The organism is Microbacterium yannicii PS01 (assembly GCF_000304335.1).
GTDB classification, from domain to species: Bacteria; Actinomycetota; Actinomycetes; order Actinomycetales; family Microbacteriaceae; genus Microbacterium; species Microbacterium yannicii_A.
On the sequence record NZ_CAJF01000002.1, the window covers coordinates 15,321 to 31,859 of the forward strand.

13 protein-coding genes and 1 pseudogene are annotated in these 16,539 nt (G+C 70.5%); 2 read left to right on the plus strand and 12 right to left on the minus strand.

The window, feature by feature from the left end; genetic code table 11:
* Positions 1-54: 54 nt before the first annotated feature.
* From WYM_RS01340 to WYM_RS01375, 8 genes and pseudogenes are all read right to left on the minus strand, one after another.
* Positions 55-402: an HIT domain-containing protein gene (locus tag WYM_RS01340; RefSeq protein ID WP_019179022.1), complete on the minus strand. Its 348-nt coding sequence runs from the start codon at positions 400-402 to the stop codon at positions 55-57.
* Between the two features lie 67 nt (positions 403-469).
* Positions 470-1,195: a 16S rRNA (uracil(1498)-N(3))-methyltransferase gene (locus WYM_RS01345; RefSeq protein ID WP_019179023.1), complete on the minus strand. Its 726-nt coding sequence runs from the start codon at positions 1,193-1,195 to the stop codon at positions 470-472.
* Between the two features lie 3 nt (positions 1,196-1,198).
* Entirely contained in the window at positions 1,199-2,311 is a 1,113-nt protein-coding gene (dnaJ, locus tag WYM_RS01350) for a molecular chaperone DnaJ (protein WP_019179024.1), read from the minus strand.
* A 51-nt stretch (positions 2,312-2,362) separates the two neighbouring features.
* Positions 2,363-3,403: a heat-inducible transcriptional repressor HrcA gene (hrcA, locus tag WYM_RS01355; protein WP_019179025.1), complete on the minus strand. Its 1,041-nt coding sequence runs from the start codon at positions 3,401-3,403 to the stop codon at positions 2,363-2,365.
* 113 nt (positions 3,404-3,516) lie between these two features.
* Positions 3,517-4,735 (minus strand): annotated as a pseudogene (gene hemW / locus WYM_RS18960) (radical SAM family heme chaperone HemW).
* 7 nt (positions 4,736-4,742) lie between these two features.
* Positions 4,743-5,393, minus strand: a complete 651-nt coding sequence (locus tag WYM_RS01365) for a DUF1990 family protein (protein ID WP_019179028.1) — start codon at positions 5,391-5,393, stop codon at positions 4,743-4,745.
* A gap of 10 nt (positions 5,394-5,403) precedes the next feature.
* The gene (lepA, locus tag WYM_RS01370) at positions 5,404-7,254 is read right to left on the minus strand and encodes a translation elongation factor 4 (protein ID WP_019179029.1); all 1,851 of its coding nucleotides are present in this window, start codon (positions 7,252-7,254) and stop codon (positions 5,404-5,406) included.
* An 82-nt stretch (positions 7,255-7,336) separates the two neighbouring features.
* A complete protein-coding gene (locus WYM_RS01375) occupies positions 7,337-8,479 on the minus strand; it encodes a pyridoxal phosphate-dependent aminotransferase (protein WP_019179030.1) in 1,143 nt (380 codons plus the stop codon).
* 42 nt (positions 8,480-8,521) lie between these two features.
* Between WYM_RS01375 and WYM_RS01380 the strand changes: the two genes are divergently transcribed.
* Both WYM_RS01380 and rpsT read left to right on the plus strand, forming a co-directional pair.
* Positions 8,522-9,283, plus strand: coding sequence for an alpha/beta fold hydrolase (locus WYM_RS01380; RefSeq protein WP_019179031.1), 762 nt, complete (start codon positions 8,522-8,524; stop codon positions 9,281-9,283).
* Between the two features lie 115 nt (positions 9,284-9,398).
* Positions 9,399-9,659: a 30S ribosomal protein S20 gene (gene rpsT, locus WYM_RS01385; RefSeq protein ID WP_019179032.1), complete on the plus strand. Its 261-nt coding sequence runs from the start codon at positions 9,399-9,401 to the stop codon at positions 9,657-9,659.
* A 103-nt stretch (positions 9,660-9,762) separates the two neighbouring features.
* Here rpsT and holA read toward each other — a convergent pair whose 3' ends face one another.
* The 4 genes from holA to leuS all read right to left on the minus strand — a co-directional run bounded on the left by holA (position 9,763) and on the right by leuS (position 16,510).
* On the minus strand, positions 9,763-10,800 hold the full coding sequence (gene holA, locus WYM_RS01390) for a DNA polymerase III subunit delta (protein ID WP_019179033.1): 1,038 nt from the start codon (positions 10,798-10,800) through the stop codon (positions 9,763-9,765).
* A 27-nt stretch (positions 10,801-10,827) separates the two neighbouring features.
* Positions 10,828-13,188, minus strand: a complete 2,361-nt coding sequence (locus tag WYM_RS01395) for a ComEC/Rec2 family competence protein (RefSeq protein WP_019179034.1) — start codon at positions 13,186-13,188, stop codon at positions 10,828-10,830.
* Entirely contained in the window at positions 13,185-13,805 is a 621-nt protein-coding gene (locus WYM_RS01400) for a ComEA family DNA-binding protein (protein WP_026059451.1), read from the minus strand. The genes WYM_RS01395 and WYM_RS01400 overlap by 4 nt, the downstream gene beginning before the upstream one ends.
* A gap of 89 nt (positions 13,806-13,894) precedes the next feature.
* Positions 13,895-16,510 carry a leucine--tRNA ligase gene (gene leuS / locus WYM_RS01405; protein WP_040568962.1) on the minus strand — a complete coding sequence of 872 codons (2,616 nt, stop codon included), beginning with the start codon at positions 16,508-16,510 and terminating at the stop codon, positions 13,895-13,897.
* Positions 16,511-16,539: the final 29 nt, after the last annotated feature.

Sequence of the window (16,539 nt, forward strand, 5' to 3'; positions counted from 1 at the left end):
ACGCCGTCGGCGTACACGCGGTCGGTCACATGGTCATCGGAGGTGTGGTCAGGGTCAGGCACCGACGCTCTTCTCTTCGAGGCCCCCCGCGAGCACGTGGGCGTGCACATGGAAGACGGTCTGGCCCGCGTTCGGGCCGGTGTTGAAAACCAGACGGAAGTCACCGTCGGCGTGTTCCGAGGCCAGCGAGTTCGCCAGGCCCACAAGCTCGGCCATGAGCCCGGGATCTCCCGCAGCGAGCTCGACGACGTTGCGGTACTCCTCGGACTTGGGGATCACCAGCAGGTGAACGGGCGCCTGGGGCGCGATGTCGCGGATGGCGAACGCGTTCTCGGTCTCGGCGATGATCTCGGAGGGGATCTCTCCGTTGCGGATGCGCGTGAAGATCGACGGTTCGCTCATTGCCTCAGTCTATCGACGGGGGTCACGGCGGGGTCGGCGGCATCTGCGCGAAGCGACGACTGCGCCATCACCATCGCCCGATGGCGGCACTGACCACGGCGAGGGCGGCGGGACCGGCGGTCGACGTGCGCAGCACGGTGTCGCCGAGTCGCACGAGCGTCGCCCCGCTCGCCGTGAGCACCTCGAGCTCGTCCGGTGCGATGCCGCCCTCGGGGCCGACGACGAGGGCGATGTCGCCGGTGCCGGACGAGAGGTCGACCGAGGTCAGTGTCACCGTCGCCGTGGGCTCGAGAACGAGGACGACGCTCCCCGTGCCCGCGAGCGCCTTCGTCGTGTGCAGCGCTGCGACGTCGGGGACCCACGCACGGTGCGCCTGCTTCGCCGCCTCGCGCACGATGCCGGCCCACCGCTGGCGAGCTTTGAGCTCCTTCGCCGCATCCCAGCGAGAGACGCTGCGGGCAGCCTGCCACGGCACGATCTCATCGACGCCGAGCTCGGTCGCGGCCTGGATCGCGAGTTCGTCCCGGTCCCCCTTGGCGAGAGCCTGCACGAGCACGAGGCGGCGCTCCGGCGGCGCCACGTCATCGCGCGAGTGCACGCGCACGACGACCTCACGGGCCGTCGCCGTCTCGACCTCGCCGGTCAGCCAGGCGCCGCGGCCGTCGCCGACCGTGACCTCCTCCCCCGCGCGCACCCTCCGCACGGCGGCGGCGTGGTGCGCCTCGGCCCCGGTCAGGACGACCGCATCGCCGGCGACGTGGGTCGCCTCATCGACGAGGAAGTGCAGGGGCACGGATCACCCGTTCCGGAAGCGGTCGCGCAGCTTCGCGAAGAGTCCCTGGTGGAACTCCGCCAGCTTCGGGCCCGGCGCCTTCGTCCGCTTCGCGAAGTCCTCGATCAGCGCCCGCTCCTTGGCATCGAGGCGCGTCGGCGTGACGACATGCACTCCGACGCGGAGGTCGCCGCGCTGGGAACCGCGCAGCGGTGTGATGCCGCGTCCCTTGATCGTCAGGACGTCGCCGGCCTGCACGCCGGGCCGGATCTCGAGGTCCACGGCGCCGTCGAGCGAGGTGATCGTCGTGGTGGTTCCCAGGATCGCGTCGGGCATCGATACCTCGAGGGTGGCGAGGAGGTCGTCGCCGTCCCGGCTGAAGACCTCGTGCGGCGAGACCGAGACCTCGATGTAGAGATCGCCGTTCGGACCGCCCGCCGGTCCCACTTCGCCGGAGCCCGGGAGCTGCAGCCGCAGCCCCGTCTCGACGCCGGCGGGGATGTCGAGCGAGACGGTGCGGCGGGCCCGCACCCGGCCCTGACCCTGGCAGGTCGCGCACGGGTACGGGATGGTGGTGCCGTAGCCCTGGCACACGTTGCAGGGCTGGTTGGTGACGACGTTGCCGAGAAGGCTGCGCACCTGGCGCTGCACGTGGCCGGTGCCGTGGCAGATGTCGCAGGCCACGGGGCTGGTCCCCGGCTGGCAGCACGACCCCTGACACGTCTCGCACAGCACCGCGGTGTCGACCTCGATGTCACGATGCACGCCGAAGACGACGTCGCCCAGTTCGAGCGTCACCCGCACCAGCGCGTCCTGGCCGCGCTCGCGCCGGGACCGCGGACGCCCGCCGCGCGAGCCGCCGGCCGCACCGAAGAACGTCTCGAAGATGTCATTGAAGCCGCCGAAACCGCCCGCGCCGCCGAAGGGCGACTCGTCTCCGCCCCTGTCGTAACGCGCCCGCTGTTCGGGATCGCTGAGGACGTCGTAGGCGTGCGTCACGAGCTTGAACCGCTCGGACGCGTCCTCGCCGGGATTGACATCGGGGTGCAGCTGGCGGGCCAAGCGCCGGTACGCCTTCTTGATCTCGTCTGTCGAGGCGTCTCGCGAGACGCCCAGGACCTCGTAGTGGTCAGCCACTTTCGCCTTCCTGCCGCGGCCGGGCCGCGGGATCATGTGTGCGCGTCCGCGTCAGCGGCTGCTCTCGTCTTCCTCGAGCATCCGCGTGAGGTAGCGCGCGACGGCTCTCACCGCCGCGAGGTTGGTGGGGTAGTCCATGCGCGTCGGGCCCATGACGCCGACGCGGGCGCGTGAGCCGGTCGCGTCGTAGTCGCTGGCGACGACGGATGCCTCGGCCAGGCCGAACGGCTCGTTCTCGCGGCCGATGCTGGCCGACAGGCCGTGCGCGTCGGTGACCATCTCGCCCATGAGGCGCAGCAGGGTCACCTGCTCCTCGATGGCCTCCAGCAGTGGGTAGATGCTGCCGCGGAAGTCCGCCTCGCTGCGCGCGAGGTTGGCGCTTCCCGCCATCACGAGCTTGTCCTGCCGGAACTCCTCGAGCTCTTCGGCGACGGCCTTCACGATCTCGTCGGTGGCGACCTCGTGCGCGGCGGCATGCGGGCGTTCGGTGCCGAGGCGATCTGCGATCCGCTGCAAGCCTTCCCGCACCGGGCGTCCGACCAGGAGCGTGCCCAACTCGGCCCGGATGCGGGCCAGGTCGGCGTCGTCGAACTCGTCGCGCACGAACGTCAGGCGCTGCGACACGCGCCCGGTGTCGGTGACCACGATCACCAGCATCCGACCCCCGCCCAGTTGGACGAGCTCCACGTGCGTGACGTTGGCGCGAGCGAAGGACGGATACTGCACGATCGCCACCTGGCCGGTGAGACGGGTGAGCGCGCGCACCGTGCGTGCCAGCACGTCGTCCAGATCGCCCGAGCCCTCGAGGAACGCCGAGATCGCCGAGCGCTGAGCCGAGCTCAGCGGACGCAGCTCGGCCAGGTGGTCGACGAAGACGCGGTAGCCCTTGTCGGTCGGCACGCGGCCGGAAGAGGTGTGGGGCGCGGTGATCAGCTCTTCATCCTCGAGCAGGGCCATGTCGTTGCGGATCGTCGCGGCGGAGACGCCGAAAGCGTGCCGCTCGACGATCGTCTTGCTGCCGACCGGCTCGCGCGTGTCGACGTAGTCCTGGACGATCGCCCGCAGCACTTCGAGCCCGCGTTCGCTGACCATCCCGCCTCCTCCGCTGCGTTCGGCCCCAGGGCCGTCGGCGCCAGGCCGTCTGGCACTCGCATTACTCGAGTGCCAATTCTACCGGATGAGGTGCGACCGGGCCGGAAGGCGCGTCATGGTGTGAGGGCCCGCACCACCGCGTCGGCGAGGAGGCGTCCGCGACGGGTGAGCACGATGCGACCGCCGAGGGCGGCGCGCCCGTCGACCAGATCGTCCGCTATCAGCCCCGGGACGGCGCGGCGCCCGTCCGACGGCACCTCGGCGACCTCGAGTCCCTCACGGAGACGGGTGCGCAGCAGTACGTTCTCGAGCGCGCGGGCGCTGGCATCGGGCGTCTCGCGTCCCGCTGCCGGGGACTCCCCCGCGCGGAGGCGCTGTGCGTAGGCGGACGGGTGCTTGACGTTCCAGAAGCGCACTCCGCCGATGTGGCTGTGAGCGCCCGGCCCGAAGCCCCACCAGTCGGCGCCGGTCCAATAGGCGAGGTTGTGACGCGACCGCCGGCGATCCTCGCGCGCCCAGTTCGACACCTCGTACCACTCGAATCCCGCGGCGGCGAGAGTGTCGTCGGCCAGCTCGTACATGTCGGCCTGCAGGTCGTCGTCGGGAGCGGCGACCTCGCCGCGCCGGATCTGCCGCGCCAGCTTCGTGCCGTCCTCGATGATGAGGGCGTAGGCGGAGATGTGATCGGGCTCGAGCCCGATAGCCGCGTCGACCGACGCGCGCCAGTCGTCGAGGGACTACCCCCGGGGCGCCGTAGATGAGATCGACGCTGACATCGAGCCCCGCGCCACGAGCCGCCGACACCGCCGTCCGCACATTCGCCGGATCGTGCGTGCGATCGAGGGCCGCCAGAACGTGCGGGACGGCGGACTGCATGCCGACCGACAGCCGGGTGACCCCGGATGCCGCGAGCTCGGCCACGACGTCCGCGGTCACGGTGTCGGGGTTGGCCTCGACGGTGATCTCGGCTCCGTCCTCGATCCCGAAGGCGGTGCGCACGCCATCGAGCATGCGGCCGAGATCGCCGGGCGGAAGGAGCGTCGGGGTGCCGCCGCCGAAGAACACGGTCGTGGCGGGTCGTCGCCCGCCGGCGCGATCGAGCACCGAGCCGGCGACGCCGATCTCACGCAGCAGCGTGTCGGCGTACTCGTCCTGGCGCGCATCGCGCAGCTCTGAGGACGTGTACGTGTTGAAGTCGCAATAGCCGCAGCGCACGCGACAGAACGGCACATGCAGATAGACGCTGAAGGGCACGGCCGCATCGATCCGCACGCCGGCGGGAAGCGACCCGTCCGCCGGTACGGGCTCGCCGAGAGGAAGAGCAGAGCCCATCGGCGACTCAGGCAGGCGTGGAGTAGAGGGGCGAGATCGCCCGCAGGTAGCGCGTGAAGAGCTCGCGGCGGCGTCGCCGGACGAGAGCGGGAAGCATCCGGTACAGCATGGCGCGAGGCGCATCGAAGGCCCGGACGGTGAACCACACCTCGTCGTTGTCGTGCCAGTCGAGCATGAAGGACTCTTCGCCGCTGACCACGGATTCACCCACGGTGCCCAGCGCGAAGCCGATGCGTCGGGGCTCCTCGACGGCGAAGATGACGCGGAGCTCGGCATCCGCTCGCATCCCGCCCACGCGACCGTCCACCCGCACCGTCGTACCGGCGCCGACGTACGGCGTGCCGTCGGAGTCGTAGCGCAGGTCGGTCTCGGTGCGGCTCGGCGCGACCGCGTTGCCCTCCGCGTCGAAGCTCACCCCGGAGTACATCGGGCCCGACGCGGGACGAACGTCCTTGAGAGTCAGACCGGCTCCGCGCTGCGCCGTCCACGACAGCAGGGCCTCGCCCGCGGCGCGGAAGCGGGCCTCGCCGCTGCCGATCCGCCAGGACTCCTCGGCCGGGATGCTCCGCTCCGGCGGGAAGTGCATGAGGTCCGCCGCCTGCGTCGCCCCGACGGCGGCGTAGTCGACGGTGTCGTCCCGGAATGTTCCTCGACGCATGACACTCAGCCTACTTGGCCGATTTTCCGTCCACGTCTCCCGACAGCGCGGCGATGAACGCCTCCTGGGGGACCTCGACGCGACCGACCATCTTCATGCGCTTCTTGCCCTCCTTCTGCTTCTCGAGGAGTTTGCGCTTGCGGCTGATGTCGCCGCCGTAGCACTTGGCGAGCACGTCCTTGCGCATGGCGCGGATGTTCTCTCGTGCGATGATCCGGGCACCGATCGCCGCCTGGATCGGCACCTCGAACTGCTGCCGCGGGATGAGCTTGCGCAGGCGCTCGGTCATCATCGTGCCGTACGCGTACGCCTTCTCGCGGTGCACGATCGAGCTGAACGCGTCCACCTTGTCTCCCTGCAGCAGGATGTCGACCTTCACGAGGTCGGCCTCCTGGCTGCCGGCGGGCTCGTAGTCGAGGCTCGCATAGCCCTGCGTCCGCGACTTGAGCTGGTCGAAGAAGTCGAAGACGATCTCGCCGAGCGGCATGTTGTAGCGCAGCTCGACGCGCTCCTCGCTGAAGTACTCCATGCCCAGCAGCGTCCCGCGGCGCGACTGGCAGAGCTCCATGACGGTGCCGACGTAGTCCTTGGGCGTGAGGATCGCCGCCTTGACGACCGGTTCGCTGACCGCCGCGACGCGTCCGTCGGGGTACTCGCTCGGGTTGGTGACCGTGACGGTCTCGCCGGTATCGGTCATGACCTCGTAGATGACGCTCGGCGCCGTCGTGATGAGGTCGAGATCGAACTCGCGCGCCAGGCGCTCGGTGATGATCTCGAGGTGCAGCAGGCCCAGGAAGCCGCAGCGGAAGCCGAAGCCCAGGGCGACCGAGGTCTCGGGCTCGTACTGCAGCGAGGCGTCCGAGAGCTTCAGCTTGTCGAGCGCTTCACGCAGCTCGGCGTAGTCGCTGCCGTCGATCGGGTAGATGCCCGAGAAGACCATGGGCTTGGGGTCGGTGTAGCCGGGAAGCGCGTCGGTCGCCGGCTTGCGGTGCGTGGTGATCGTGTCGCCGACCTTCGACTGGCGCACGTCCTTCACACCGGTGATCAGGTAGCCGACCTCGCCGACGCCGAGACCCTTCGACGGGGTCGGCTCAGGGTTCGACACCCCGATCTCGAGGAGCTCGTGCGTCGCTGCGGTCGACATCATCTGGATGCGCTCGCGCGGCGAGAGCTTGCCGTCGACCATGCGGACGTAGGTGACCACGCCCCGATAGGAGTCGTAGACCGAGTCGAAGATCATCGCGCGGGCAGGGGCGTCCGGGTCGCCCTGCGGGGCGGGGATCTCACGCACCAGACGGTCCAGAAGCTCCTCGACACCCTGACCTGTCTTGCCGCTGACGCGGAGGACGTCGTCGGGGTCGCCGCCGATCAGACCGGCGAGCTCCTTCGCGAATCGGTCCGGGTCGGCCGCGGGAAGGTCGATCTTGTTCAGGACGGGGATGATGTGCAGGTCGTTCTCGAGGGCGAGATACAGGTTGGCGAGCGTCTGGGCCTCGATGCCCTGCGCCGCGTCGACGAGCAGGATCGCGCCCTCGCACGCGGCGAGCGAGCGGCTCACCTCGTAGGTGAAGTCGACGTGCCCGGGAGTGTCGATCATGTTCAGGGCGAACGTCGACCCCTCGGCCTGCCACGGCATGCGGACCGCCTGGGACTTGATCGTGATGCCGCGCTCGCGTTCGATGTCCATGCGGTCCAGATACTGGGCGCGCATGTCGCGGTCCGAGACCACGCCGGTGATCTGCAGCATGCGGTCGGCCAGCGTGGACTTGCCGTGGTCGATGTGGGCGATGATGCAGAAGTTGCGGATCAGCTCAGGAGGGGTCGCGGACGGCTCGAGAGGCTTCAGGGCGCGGGGTGACATGTCCAGACGATTGTACGGGTGCCGGATGCCGGGACCCTGACCGTGCGGCGGCGGCCGGCCGATCGGCCCCGCTCGCCCCCGGTCACGCGGGCGCGGGGATCCGCGCGAGGCCCTCGAGCAGCTCTGCCCGGTCGCTGGCGACGCAGACCCGCACCCAGCCCTCGCCCGTGATCCCGAACGCGGAGCCGGGCGCGACGGCGACCTGCGCTTCGTCGAGGAATCGCTCGCACCACCGCAGCACGTCGCCATCCGAGACATGTGAGACGTCGATCCACAGATAGAAGGCGCCGGTCGGATCCAGGTAGCGAAGGCCTCGCCGGTCCAGCAGCGCGGTCGCCGCCGCGAGGTTGTCGCGGTAGTGCGCCGCCGCGCGATCCACCTGCGCCTGGTCCCCTTCGAGCGCTGCCACCGCGGCCCGCTGTGACGGCTCGTCCACGCAGCTGACGACCGACTCCTGCACGCGCAGCATGGTCTGCCGCCATCCGGGCGGCGTGACCAGCCATCCCACACGGGCGCCGGTCATGGCGTGGGTCTTCGACATCGAGAACACCGAGAGCACCCGGTCGTCGTCGTCGAGGGTCGCCGGGCTGACGTGTCGCTCGCCCCACGTGAACCGCTCGTAGACCTCGTCGCTGATGAGCCAGAGGTCATGGCGACGTGCCAGATCGAGAAGCGCTCCGAGCGTCTCGCGGTCGAAGGTCGAGCCCAGCGGGTTGGACGGCGTGTTGACGATGATCGCGCGGGTGCGCGGCGTGACGAGGGTTTCCAACTCCGAGAGGTCCGGCTGGAAGTCCCGCTCGGCCCGCAGAGGGTAGGGCACCGGCATCGCCTGGAGCAGGTGCGCGTTCATCGTGAAGGTCGTGTAGCCCGGATCCGGGACGAGCACCTCATCCCCTCGCGAGAGGGTCAGCGCCATGGCGAGATGAAGCGCCTGCGTGGCACCGACGGTGACCCACACCTGCTCGACGTCCACGTGAAGCGAGTTCTCGCGCGCCAGTTTGTCGACGATCGCGCGACGCAGTTCGGAGATGCCGCCGTTCGGGGTGTACCGGATGGCGCCGTCCCGCCATGCGGTGGCTGCGGCATCCCGTATCCCGGCGTGGGCGACCGCGCCAGGCTCGCCTACCGCCAGGATGATCGTGCCGGGTCTGCGCAGCGCCTGCTCGAGGATGTGCCGTACGCCCGATCCCGGCATGAGCGCGACGTGAGGGGCGATCTGCGGCATGCCGCCATGCTACGCACGACGCTGTCCGGCTAGCCTGAGCGGGTGGTGGTCCAGGTCGTGCTCGTGCACGGGATCCGGACGTCTGCCACCATGTGGCGCGCACAGGTCGCACATCTGCGTGAGCGGGACATCCCCGTCGTCGCCGTCGACCTGCCGGGGCATGGGTCGCGCATGACCGAGGAGTACTCGCTGGAACGCGCCTTGGCGACCATCGACGAGGCGGTGATGGATGCCGCGGCCCGTGGTCCCGTCCTGCTCGCCGGTCACTCCATGGGAGGGCTGGTCTCCATCGAGTACGTCGGCCGGGAGGATCCGCCCCCGGTCGCCGGGTTCATCGCGGCGTCGTGCACGGCCATCCCGCGGGGCATCGGTCTGAGGACCTACCGCCTGCTCGCCCGAGGTTTCGACGCTCTTCCCGACCGCGGCATGTGGCTTACGAAGAACATGCTGTATCTCACCCTGCCGCAGGAGACGCGAGCGGACTTCGGAGCGGGCGGCTACGCATTCGACACGCAGGACGAGGCACTGCGCAGCCTGTCGGTGCTCGATCTGCTCGCCGCGCTGCGCCGGATCCAGGTGCCGCTGTGGTTCATCAACGGACAGTACGATCAGCTGCGCCTGAACGAGCGCCTGTTCCAGCGGGTGGCGCCCCACGCCGAGCTCATCGTCGTGCCGCGCACGAGTCACCTCGTCACCGCGATGCGACCGACGGTGTTCAACGCTTTGCTGGACGTGGCGATCGCCACGGTCGAGGCGTCCGCGACGACTCCGTTGGCCGAGTCACGACCGTCGCGCGAGACCTGATAGAATCCTTGTTTGGCTTGCGTGTGGGTTTCCTCCCCCACGATCGCCGCCAGGCGCCCTCTCTCGCCGAACGGCAACTCCATCCGATTCACTCCGAACGAAAGAACGTCGACACGTGGCGAACATCAAGTCGCAGATCAAGCGCAACAAGACCAACGAGAAGGCGCGCGAGCGCAACAAGGCCGTCAAGAGCGAGCTGAAGACGCACGTGCGCCGCACGCGCGAGGCGGTCGCCACGGGCGACAAGGCCGCGGCTGAGAAGGCCCTGGCGACGGCGACCAAGAAGCTCGACAAGGCCGTCAGCAAGGGTGTCATCCACAAGAACCAGGCGGCGAACCGCAAGTCGGCGATCGCCAAGCAGGTCTCCGCGCTCTGACGCCGAACCGCTCCGTCTTGGAGAGGCCCGCCCCACTGGGGCGGGCCTTCCTCGTCTCCGTGGCAGTGTGCGGGCTCTGCCCGCCGCCTCAGCCCGGATCGGGTCAGGAACCGTAGGGCGCTCGGGTGGCGATGACGGTGATCATCCGCTCGAGCGCGAAGACGGCGTCGCGGGAGCCGCCTTTCACTTCGGCATCCGCTCTCGCCGTGGCCTGGATCGCCATGCCGAGCGTCGTCTCGTTCCAGCCGGTCAGGTCGCGGCGTGCCCGATCGACCTGCCAGTCCTTCATCCCGAGGCGGGCCGCCAGAGCGGCCGCCGGCTCGCGATTGCCTGCGACGCGCGCCATCGTGCGCAGCTTCATCGCGAAGGCCGCGACGAGCGGCACCGGGTCGGCGCCGGAGGCGAGCGCGTGCCGTAGAGCGATGAGCGCTTCGCCGTATCGTCCCGCGATCGCGGTGTCGGCGACGGCGAACGCCGACGTCTCGACCCGTCCGCCGTAGTACCGCTCCACGATCTGCTCGGTGATGTCACCCGGGACGTCGGCGATGAGCTGCTGGCAGGCGGCGGCCAGCTCGGTGAGATCGTCGGCGAACGCCGAGACCAGCGCCCGCAGTGCGATCGGTGCGATGCGCTTCTTCGCCGTCTGGAACTCGCCCGCGGCGAAGTCGAAGCGGTCGGAATCCCGCTTGATCGCCGGGCACGCGATCTCGACACCCGACCCCTGGCCCGCGCGGACCGCGTCGAGCAGCTTCTTGCCGCGGACGCTGGCGCCGGTGTGGCGGAGGACGACCGTGGCGCCGTCTTGCGGGGCGGCCAGATACGAGATCGCCTCGGCCAGGAATGCGTCGGAGCACTTCTCGACTCCGGTGACCCGGACCAGGCGCGGTTCGCCGAACAGCGACGGCGAGGTCACCGCGAGGAGCGTGCCCACCGCGTAGTCGTCGGCGCGGACATCGGTCACCTCGAGCGACGGGTCCTCGGCTCGAAGGTAATCGCGCACGCCGGCGATCGCGCGCTCGGCGCAGACGTCCTCCGGCCCGGAGACGAGGACGATCGGCGCAGGCTGGGGCGCCCGCCACGGGATCTGCGGGATGGCACTGCGCGCGGATTTCGAGGGGGCTCGTCGCGCCGCTGGTGCCATTCCCCCAGCCTACCGACGGCCGCCGACTCAGCCGCCTCGCTCGCGCCAGACAGACAGACCCGTCTCGCCGGTCGACACCGCCACGACGCCGTCTCGGTCGGTGCGGGCGATTCGCGCCCCGGCGGCCTCGAGGACCTCGAGGATCTCGTCCCGCGGGTGCCCGTAGTCGTTCTCGGCGCCCACGGTGACAAGGGCCAGCGCGGGGGCGGCTTCGGTGTAGAGACCCGCATGCTGGTCGGCGCTGCCGTGGTGTGCGACCTTGACGACGGCGTAGGGCGGGTCGAGCGCTCCCGACGCCTCGATCGCACGCTGTGGCGAGGCGGACAGGTCGCCGAGCAGGAGTGTCGGCGGAATGCCCCCGCCCCGGACGTCGATCACCACGCTGGCATCGTTTCCCGGCGGGAACGCGCGACTCTGAGCCTGCGGCCACAGCGCCCGCCACCGCGCGTCGCCGAGTGATCCGGTCATACCCGCGGTGGTGCTGACGAGCGTCGCGCCGCCGGAGCCGAGGGTGCGCAGGACATGGTCCTGCTCCGGGTCGACCGGGCCGTGCAGCACGGTGCCCACCCGTCCGACCATCGTGCTCACTCCCCCGGCGTGATCGAGATCGAAGTGCGTCAGCACCAGCAGATCGACGCGCTGTACGCCCGTCCGCGCGAGACACGCGTCGAGGAGCTCCGGGTCGGGACCGGTGTCGACGAGGGCGACGACGCCGGCCGAGCGCAGCAGCACGGCATCGCCTTGCCCGATGTCGCAGGCCAGCACGGACCAGTCTGCCGGCAGGGTCCATCGCCCGGCCACGGTGGTGAGCGCCCCGGTGCCGAGCAGCATCCCGACGACGCTCGCGACGAGGGCGGCCGACGCACCCCGAGCCCAGCGCGACGCGCGACCGCCGCGCGGAGCCGCGATGAGAAGCCCGACGGCGACCCCCACCGCCCCCAGCGATGCGGCGCCGGGTATCCCCTCCATCCAGGGGACCAGGTCGCCGGGAAGCTCCGAGATCGTCGTCGCGACGGCGGCGATCCAGGATGCCGGCACCCATGCGATCGCCGCGAGCCCGGACTGCAGCCACGGCAGCGGTGCGGACAGGCACGCGGCGAGTCCGATGACCGTGGTCGCCGGTGCCGCCGGCCCGGCGAGCAGATTCGCGGCGACGCCGTATAGCGGAACCTGTGGCGCGATGAGCACGAGCAGCGGACCGCAGGCCAGCTGTGCGGCCAGCGGCACCGACAGCGCGAGGGCGAGGGGCCCGGGCATGGTGCGCCCGAGTCCGGCGGCGAAGGGACCTGCGAAGAGGAGGAGCGAGGCCGTGGCGACGGTGGAGAGCGCGAAGCCGAGGAATGCCGCGAGCCACGGATCCGCGATGAGGACGATCGTCGCGGCCAGACTCAGCAATCCCATGCCGGCACCTGCTCTCCCGAGGAGGACGCAGGTCATCGCGACCGCCGCCATGGCGCCGGCCCGCACGACGCTCGGCTCGGGGGTGACCAGGATGACGAAGCCGGCGAGGGAGGTGAGGCCGATGCCGACGCGCGCTGCCCGCGACGCTCCCGCGGCCGCGGCGGCGGCGAAGGCGATGCCGACGACGAGAGCGCAGTTGGCGCCCGAGACGGCGGTCAGATGCGAGAGCGACGACTCCTTCATGGCGGCGTCCAGAGCGGGATCGACTGCCGATGTGTCGCCCACCGCGAGCCCGGGCACGAGCCCGGCGCCCGGTCCCGGCAGTCCCCCCACGGCGGCGAGGAGCCCCTGTCGGAGGCCTGCCGCCACCCCGGTCACACCGCCCGGTTCCTGGCGCACGTCGACGCCCCGAGCTGCCCACAGCACCGCGACCGCCCGCTCCCCCGGGCGTCCCGGTGACGCCGTGCCGCGAGCTGCGACGATCGCGCCGACATCCAGGGACGGCAGGCCGTCGACGTCGCCCGGTGCGACCCGCACCAGGATCTCGGCCCGCACCGCGCGGTGATGGCGTCCCGCCGAGACGTCGAGGGCGATCGCGTCGAACGCCAGGCTGCCGTCGGTCCTCCGCTCGATCTTGCCCACGACTTCGGCGGTGACCTCGAGCGCCCGGCCGTCGCCGTTCGCGAGGAGGGCCATCTCTGCGCGGGCGGGCTGTGCGAGCGCGACATGGGAAGCGGCCGCGGCGGAGGCGGCGAGGGAGAGCACGATGACCAGTGCCGTCCTTCGCCCGGCGCCTGCCGACCCCGCGTGCCGCGTGCGGCGCCCGCAGCGGCATGCGAGCACCACCACCCCGCCGAGACCGGCCACCCACAGGACGATCGCGATCGTCCCCGCGGCCGAGGGTGCGAGGATCGCCGTCGCCCCGGTCGACCAGGTGGCGGCGAGCACCGGGAGGAGGCGCAGCCGGCCCGTGCGCCGCCGGCTCATACCGTCACGAGGTCGCGCATCGACTCGAGCATCTTGTCGCCGATGCCGGGGACGGCCAGGAGATCCTCGACGCTCGTGAAGCGGCCGTTCTCGTCGCGCCACGCGATGATGCGCTCGGCCATCGCCGGGCCGATGCGCGGAAGCGTCTCGAGTTGCGCGGCCTCCGCTGTGTTCAGGTTGACGCGCCCCTCCCCCGGCACCGCGCCGTCGGGACCCCCTGTGCCGCTCTGCGCCGTCGCTGTCTCGCCGATGCGGGGCACATGCAGCTGTTCGCCGTCGGCGATCGGTCGGGCGAGGTTGATGGCCGTGCCGTCGGCGTCGTCGGCCAGGCCGCCCGCTGCCGCGACCGCGTCGACGACGCGCGCGCCTGCCGCAAGGACGTACAGCCCGGGCGATCCGACGGCACCGGCCACATGAACGTAGAGTTCGTCCGCCGGCGTCGAGGCATCGATGCCCGCGGTCGGGTCGATGACGATCTCGTCCACCGGAGCCGACGCCCCGCGCAGGACGCCGATGACGACGGTGATCGCCAGGGCCGCGATCACGAGCACGACCACAGCCCCGACTCCGAATCGTCGACGAGCGCCGGCAGGCTCCGGCTCGTCGACGGGGGTCACGCGCCCAGGCTACGAAGCGGCGCGCTCCCGTCACGGCATGGCGGTCATGCTGTGGACACCCTCGACGGCCCCGCGCCTGGGGAGGAGGCTCAGTGTGTGCTGAAGCTCACGACCTTGGGCGGGCGCACGACCGCGCGAGCGATCTGACGATCCCCGAGGCTTCGAAGGACGCGCTCGTCAGCACGCGCGATCCGCTCCAGCTCGGCCGCATCGATGCGGGCCGACACCTGGAGCGTCGCGCGCACCTTGCCGTCGATCTGCACCACAGCGGTCACGGTCTCTTCGATCAGGAGCGTCGGATCGGGGTTCCGCCACGGTACGAGGCCGACGAAGCCCTCGTAGCCGAGGATCTCCCACATCTCCTCCGCGGTGTGAGGAGCGAAGAGGTCGAGGATCATGGCGGTGGCCTCGGCGGCCTCTCTCACAGCGGGGTCAGCGGGGCCGGGGCCGCCGTCGATCGCCTTGCGGGTCGCGTTGACGAGCTCCATGAGGCGCGCGACCACGACGTTGAACTTCGTCTGCTCGACGAGACCGGGGGCGTCCGCCAGCAGGCGGTGCGTGACGCGCCGCAGGGCGACGTCGCCCTCGGCCCACACGACGTCCGGGTCGCTCGAGACGTCCTTCGCGATACGCCAGGCGCGCGCCAGGAACTTCTGGGCGCCGGTCGTGGAGACGTCCTCCCAGTTGATGTCGTCCTCCACCGGACCCGCGAAGACGATCGCGACGCGGGAGGCGTCGGCACCGGGGTTCACCATGCTCGCGGCGAACTCGACGAGGTTCCCCTTCGACTTCGACATCTTCGAGCCGCCCAGCAGCACCATGCCCTGGTTGATCAGGCTCGAGAACGGCTCGGTGAAGTCGATGAGCCCCATGTCGAAGAGCACCTTGGTGATGAAGCGCGCGTACAGCAGGTGGAGGATCGCGTGCTCGACGCCGCCGATGTACGAGTCGACCGGTGCCCACCGGTCGGCCTGCCGCGAGGGGAACGCCTGGGAGGCATCCTGGGGAGCGAGGAAGCGCAGGAAGTACCAGGAACTGTCGACGAACGTGTCCATCGTGTCGGGATCGCGCAGCGCCGGCTGGCCCGTCTCGGGGTCGGTGGTCCGCATCCACTCCGCGGCCCCGCCGAGCGGGGAGGTCCCCTTGGGAGCAAGATCCAGACCCCTGGCGTCGGGCAGCTCGAGCGGAAGCTGGTCCTCCGGAACGGGGACGATGCGCCCGTCCTCGGTGTGGATCATCGGGATCGGGGTTCCCCAGAAGCGCTGGCGCGAGATCAGCCAGTCGCGCAGACGGTACGACTTGGCCGCCCGGCCCGTGCCTGCCGCCGTCATCTCGTCGATGATCCGTGCGATGGCGTTGCGCTTGGAGAGTCCGTCGAGCGTGCCGGAGTTGATCATGCGGCCGTCGCCGGTGAGGGCGATGCCGGTCCGGGCCGGGTCGAGGTCGTCGAGCACGTCGCCGGCGCCGGGATCGATGGGCACGCCTTCGTCGTCGAGCTCGATGACGGGGATCGCTCCGGTGATGGGGGCCGTCGTGTCGACGACCACCTTGACCGGCAGGTCGAAGGCGCGCGCGAAGTCGAGGTCGCGCTGGTCGTGGGCGGGAACGGCCATGACGGCGCCGTGGCCGTAGTCGGCCAGCACATAGTCGGCGGCCCAGATCGGAAGCCGCTCGCCGTTGACCGGATTGATGGCGTAGCGATCGAGGAAGACACCGGTCTTCGGGCGGTCGGTGCTCTGTCGCTCGATGTCGGTCTCGCGCTGCACCCGCTCGAGATAGTCCTGGAAGCGCGTGCGCACCTGGGCGGACGACCCGGCGGCGAGCTCGGCGGCGAGGTCGCTGTCGGGGGCGACGACCATGAAGGTCGCGCCGTGCAGCGTGTCGGGGCGCGTGGAGAACACCGTGATCTTCTCGTCACGGCCCTCGATCTCGAAGTCGATGTCGGCGCCGACCGAGCGGCCGATCCAGTTCCGCTGCATGCGGATGACCTTCTGCGGCCAGAACCCTTCGAGCTGGTTGAGATCGTCCAGCAGGCGGTCCGCGTACTCGGTGATCTTGAAATACCACTGGGTCAGCTTCTTCTTGACCACCTCGGCGCCGCAGCGCTCGCAGTGACCGTCGACGACCTGCTCGTTCGCGAGCACCGTCTGGTCGTTGGGGCACCAGTTGACCGGGCTCTCCTTGCGGTACGCGAGGCCCCGCTCGTGGAGGCGCTGGAACAGCCACTGGTTCCAGTGGTAGTACTCGGGGTCGCTCGTGTGGAGGATGCGCGACCAGTCGTAGGAGGACCCGTACTGACGGAAGCTCTTCTTGTGCTGCTCGATGTTGGCGTAGGTCCACTCGCGCGGGTCGGCGCCGCGCTGGATGGCCGCGTTCTCGGCAGGAAGGCCGAACGAGTCCCAGCCGATCGGATTGAGGACGTTGTACCCGCGGTGGCGCCAGAATCGCGCGACGACGTCGACGTAGGCGTAGCTCTCGGCGTGGCCCATGTGCAGATCGCCCGACGGATAGGGAAACATGCCGAGGACGTACTTGCGGGGTCGAGTGTCATCGTCTCCGCCGGCGCGGAACGGATCGGCCTCGGCCCAACGTGCCTGCCACTTCTCCTGGATCGCGAAGGCCTCGTACCCGCCCTCGGCGGGAGAGCTGCCGTCGGAGGGCACAGAGGTGGCGGGGGTCTGACTCACGAGGGAAGAACCAATCATCGGATGCCGGGGGGCGCGCACAGCGCAAC

Excerpts from the sequence above, each read along its gene's own strand:
- WYM_RS01395 (WP_019179034.1), bottom strand. The coding sequence starts at position 13,188 with ATGAGCCGGCGGCGCACGGGCCGGCTGCGCCTCCTCCCGGTGCTCGCC.
- WYM_RS01375 (WP_019179030.1), bottom strand. The coding sequence starts at position 8,479 with ATGCCGCAGATCGCCCCTCACGTCGCGCTCATGCCGGGATCGGGCGTA.
- holA (WP_019179033.1), bottom strand. The coding sequence starts at position 10,800 with ATGGCACCAGCGGCGCGACGAGCCCCCTCGAAATCCGCGCGCAGTGCC.
- leuS (WP_040568962.1), bottom strand. The coding sequence starts at position 16,510 with ATGATTGGTTCTTCCCTCGTGAGTCAGACCCCCGCCACCTCTGTGCCC.
- WYM_RS01340 (WP_019179022.1), bottom strand. The coding sequence starts at position 402 with ATGAGCGAACCGTCGATCTTCACGCGCATCCGCAACGGAGAGATCCCC.
- hrcA (WP_019179025.1), bottom strand. The coding sequence starts at position 3,403 with ATGGTCAGCGAACGCGGGCTCGAAGTGCTGCGGGCGATCGTCCAGGAC.
- lepA (WP_019179029.1), bottom strand. The coding sequence starts at position 7,254 with ATGTCACCCCGCGCCCTGAAGCCTCTCGAGCCGTCCGCGACCCCTCCT.
- WYM_RS01365 (WP_019179028.1), bottom strand. The coding sequence starts at position 5,393 with ATGCGTCGAGGAACATTCCGGGACGACACCGTCGACTACGCCGCCGTC.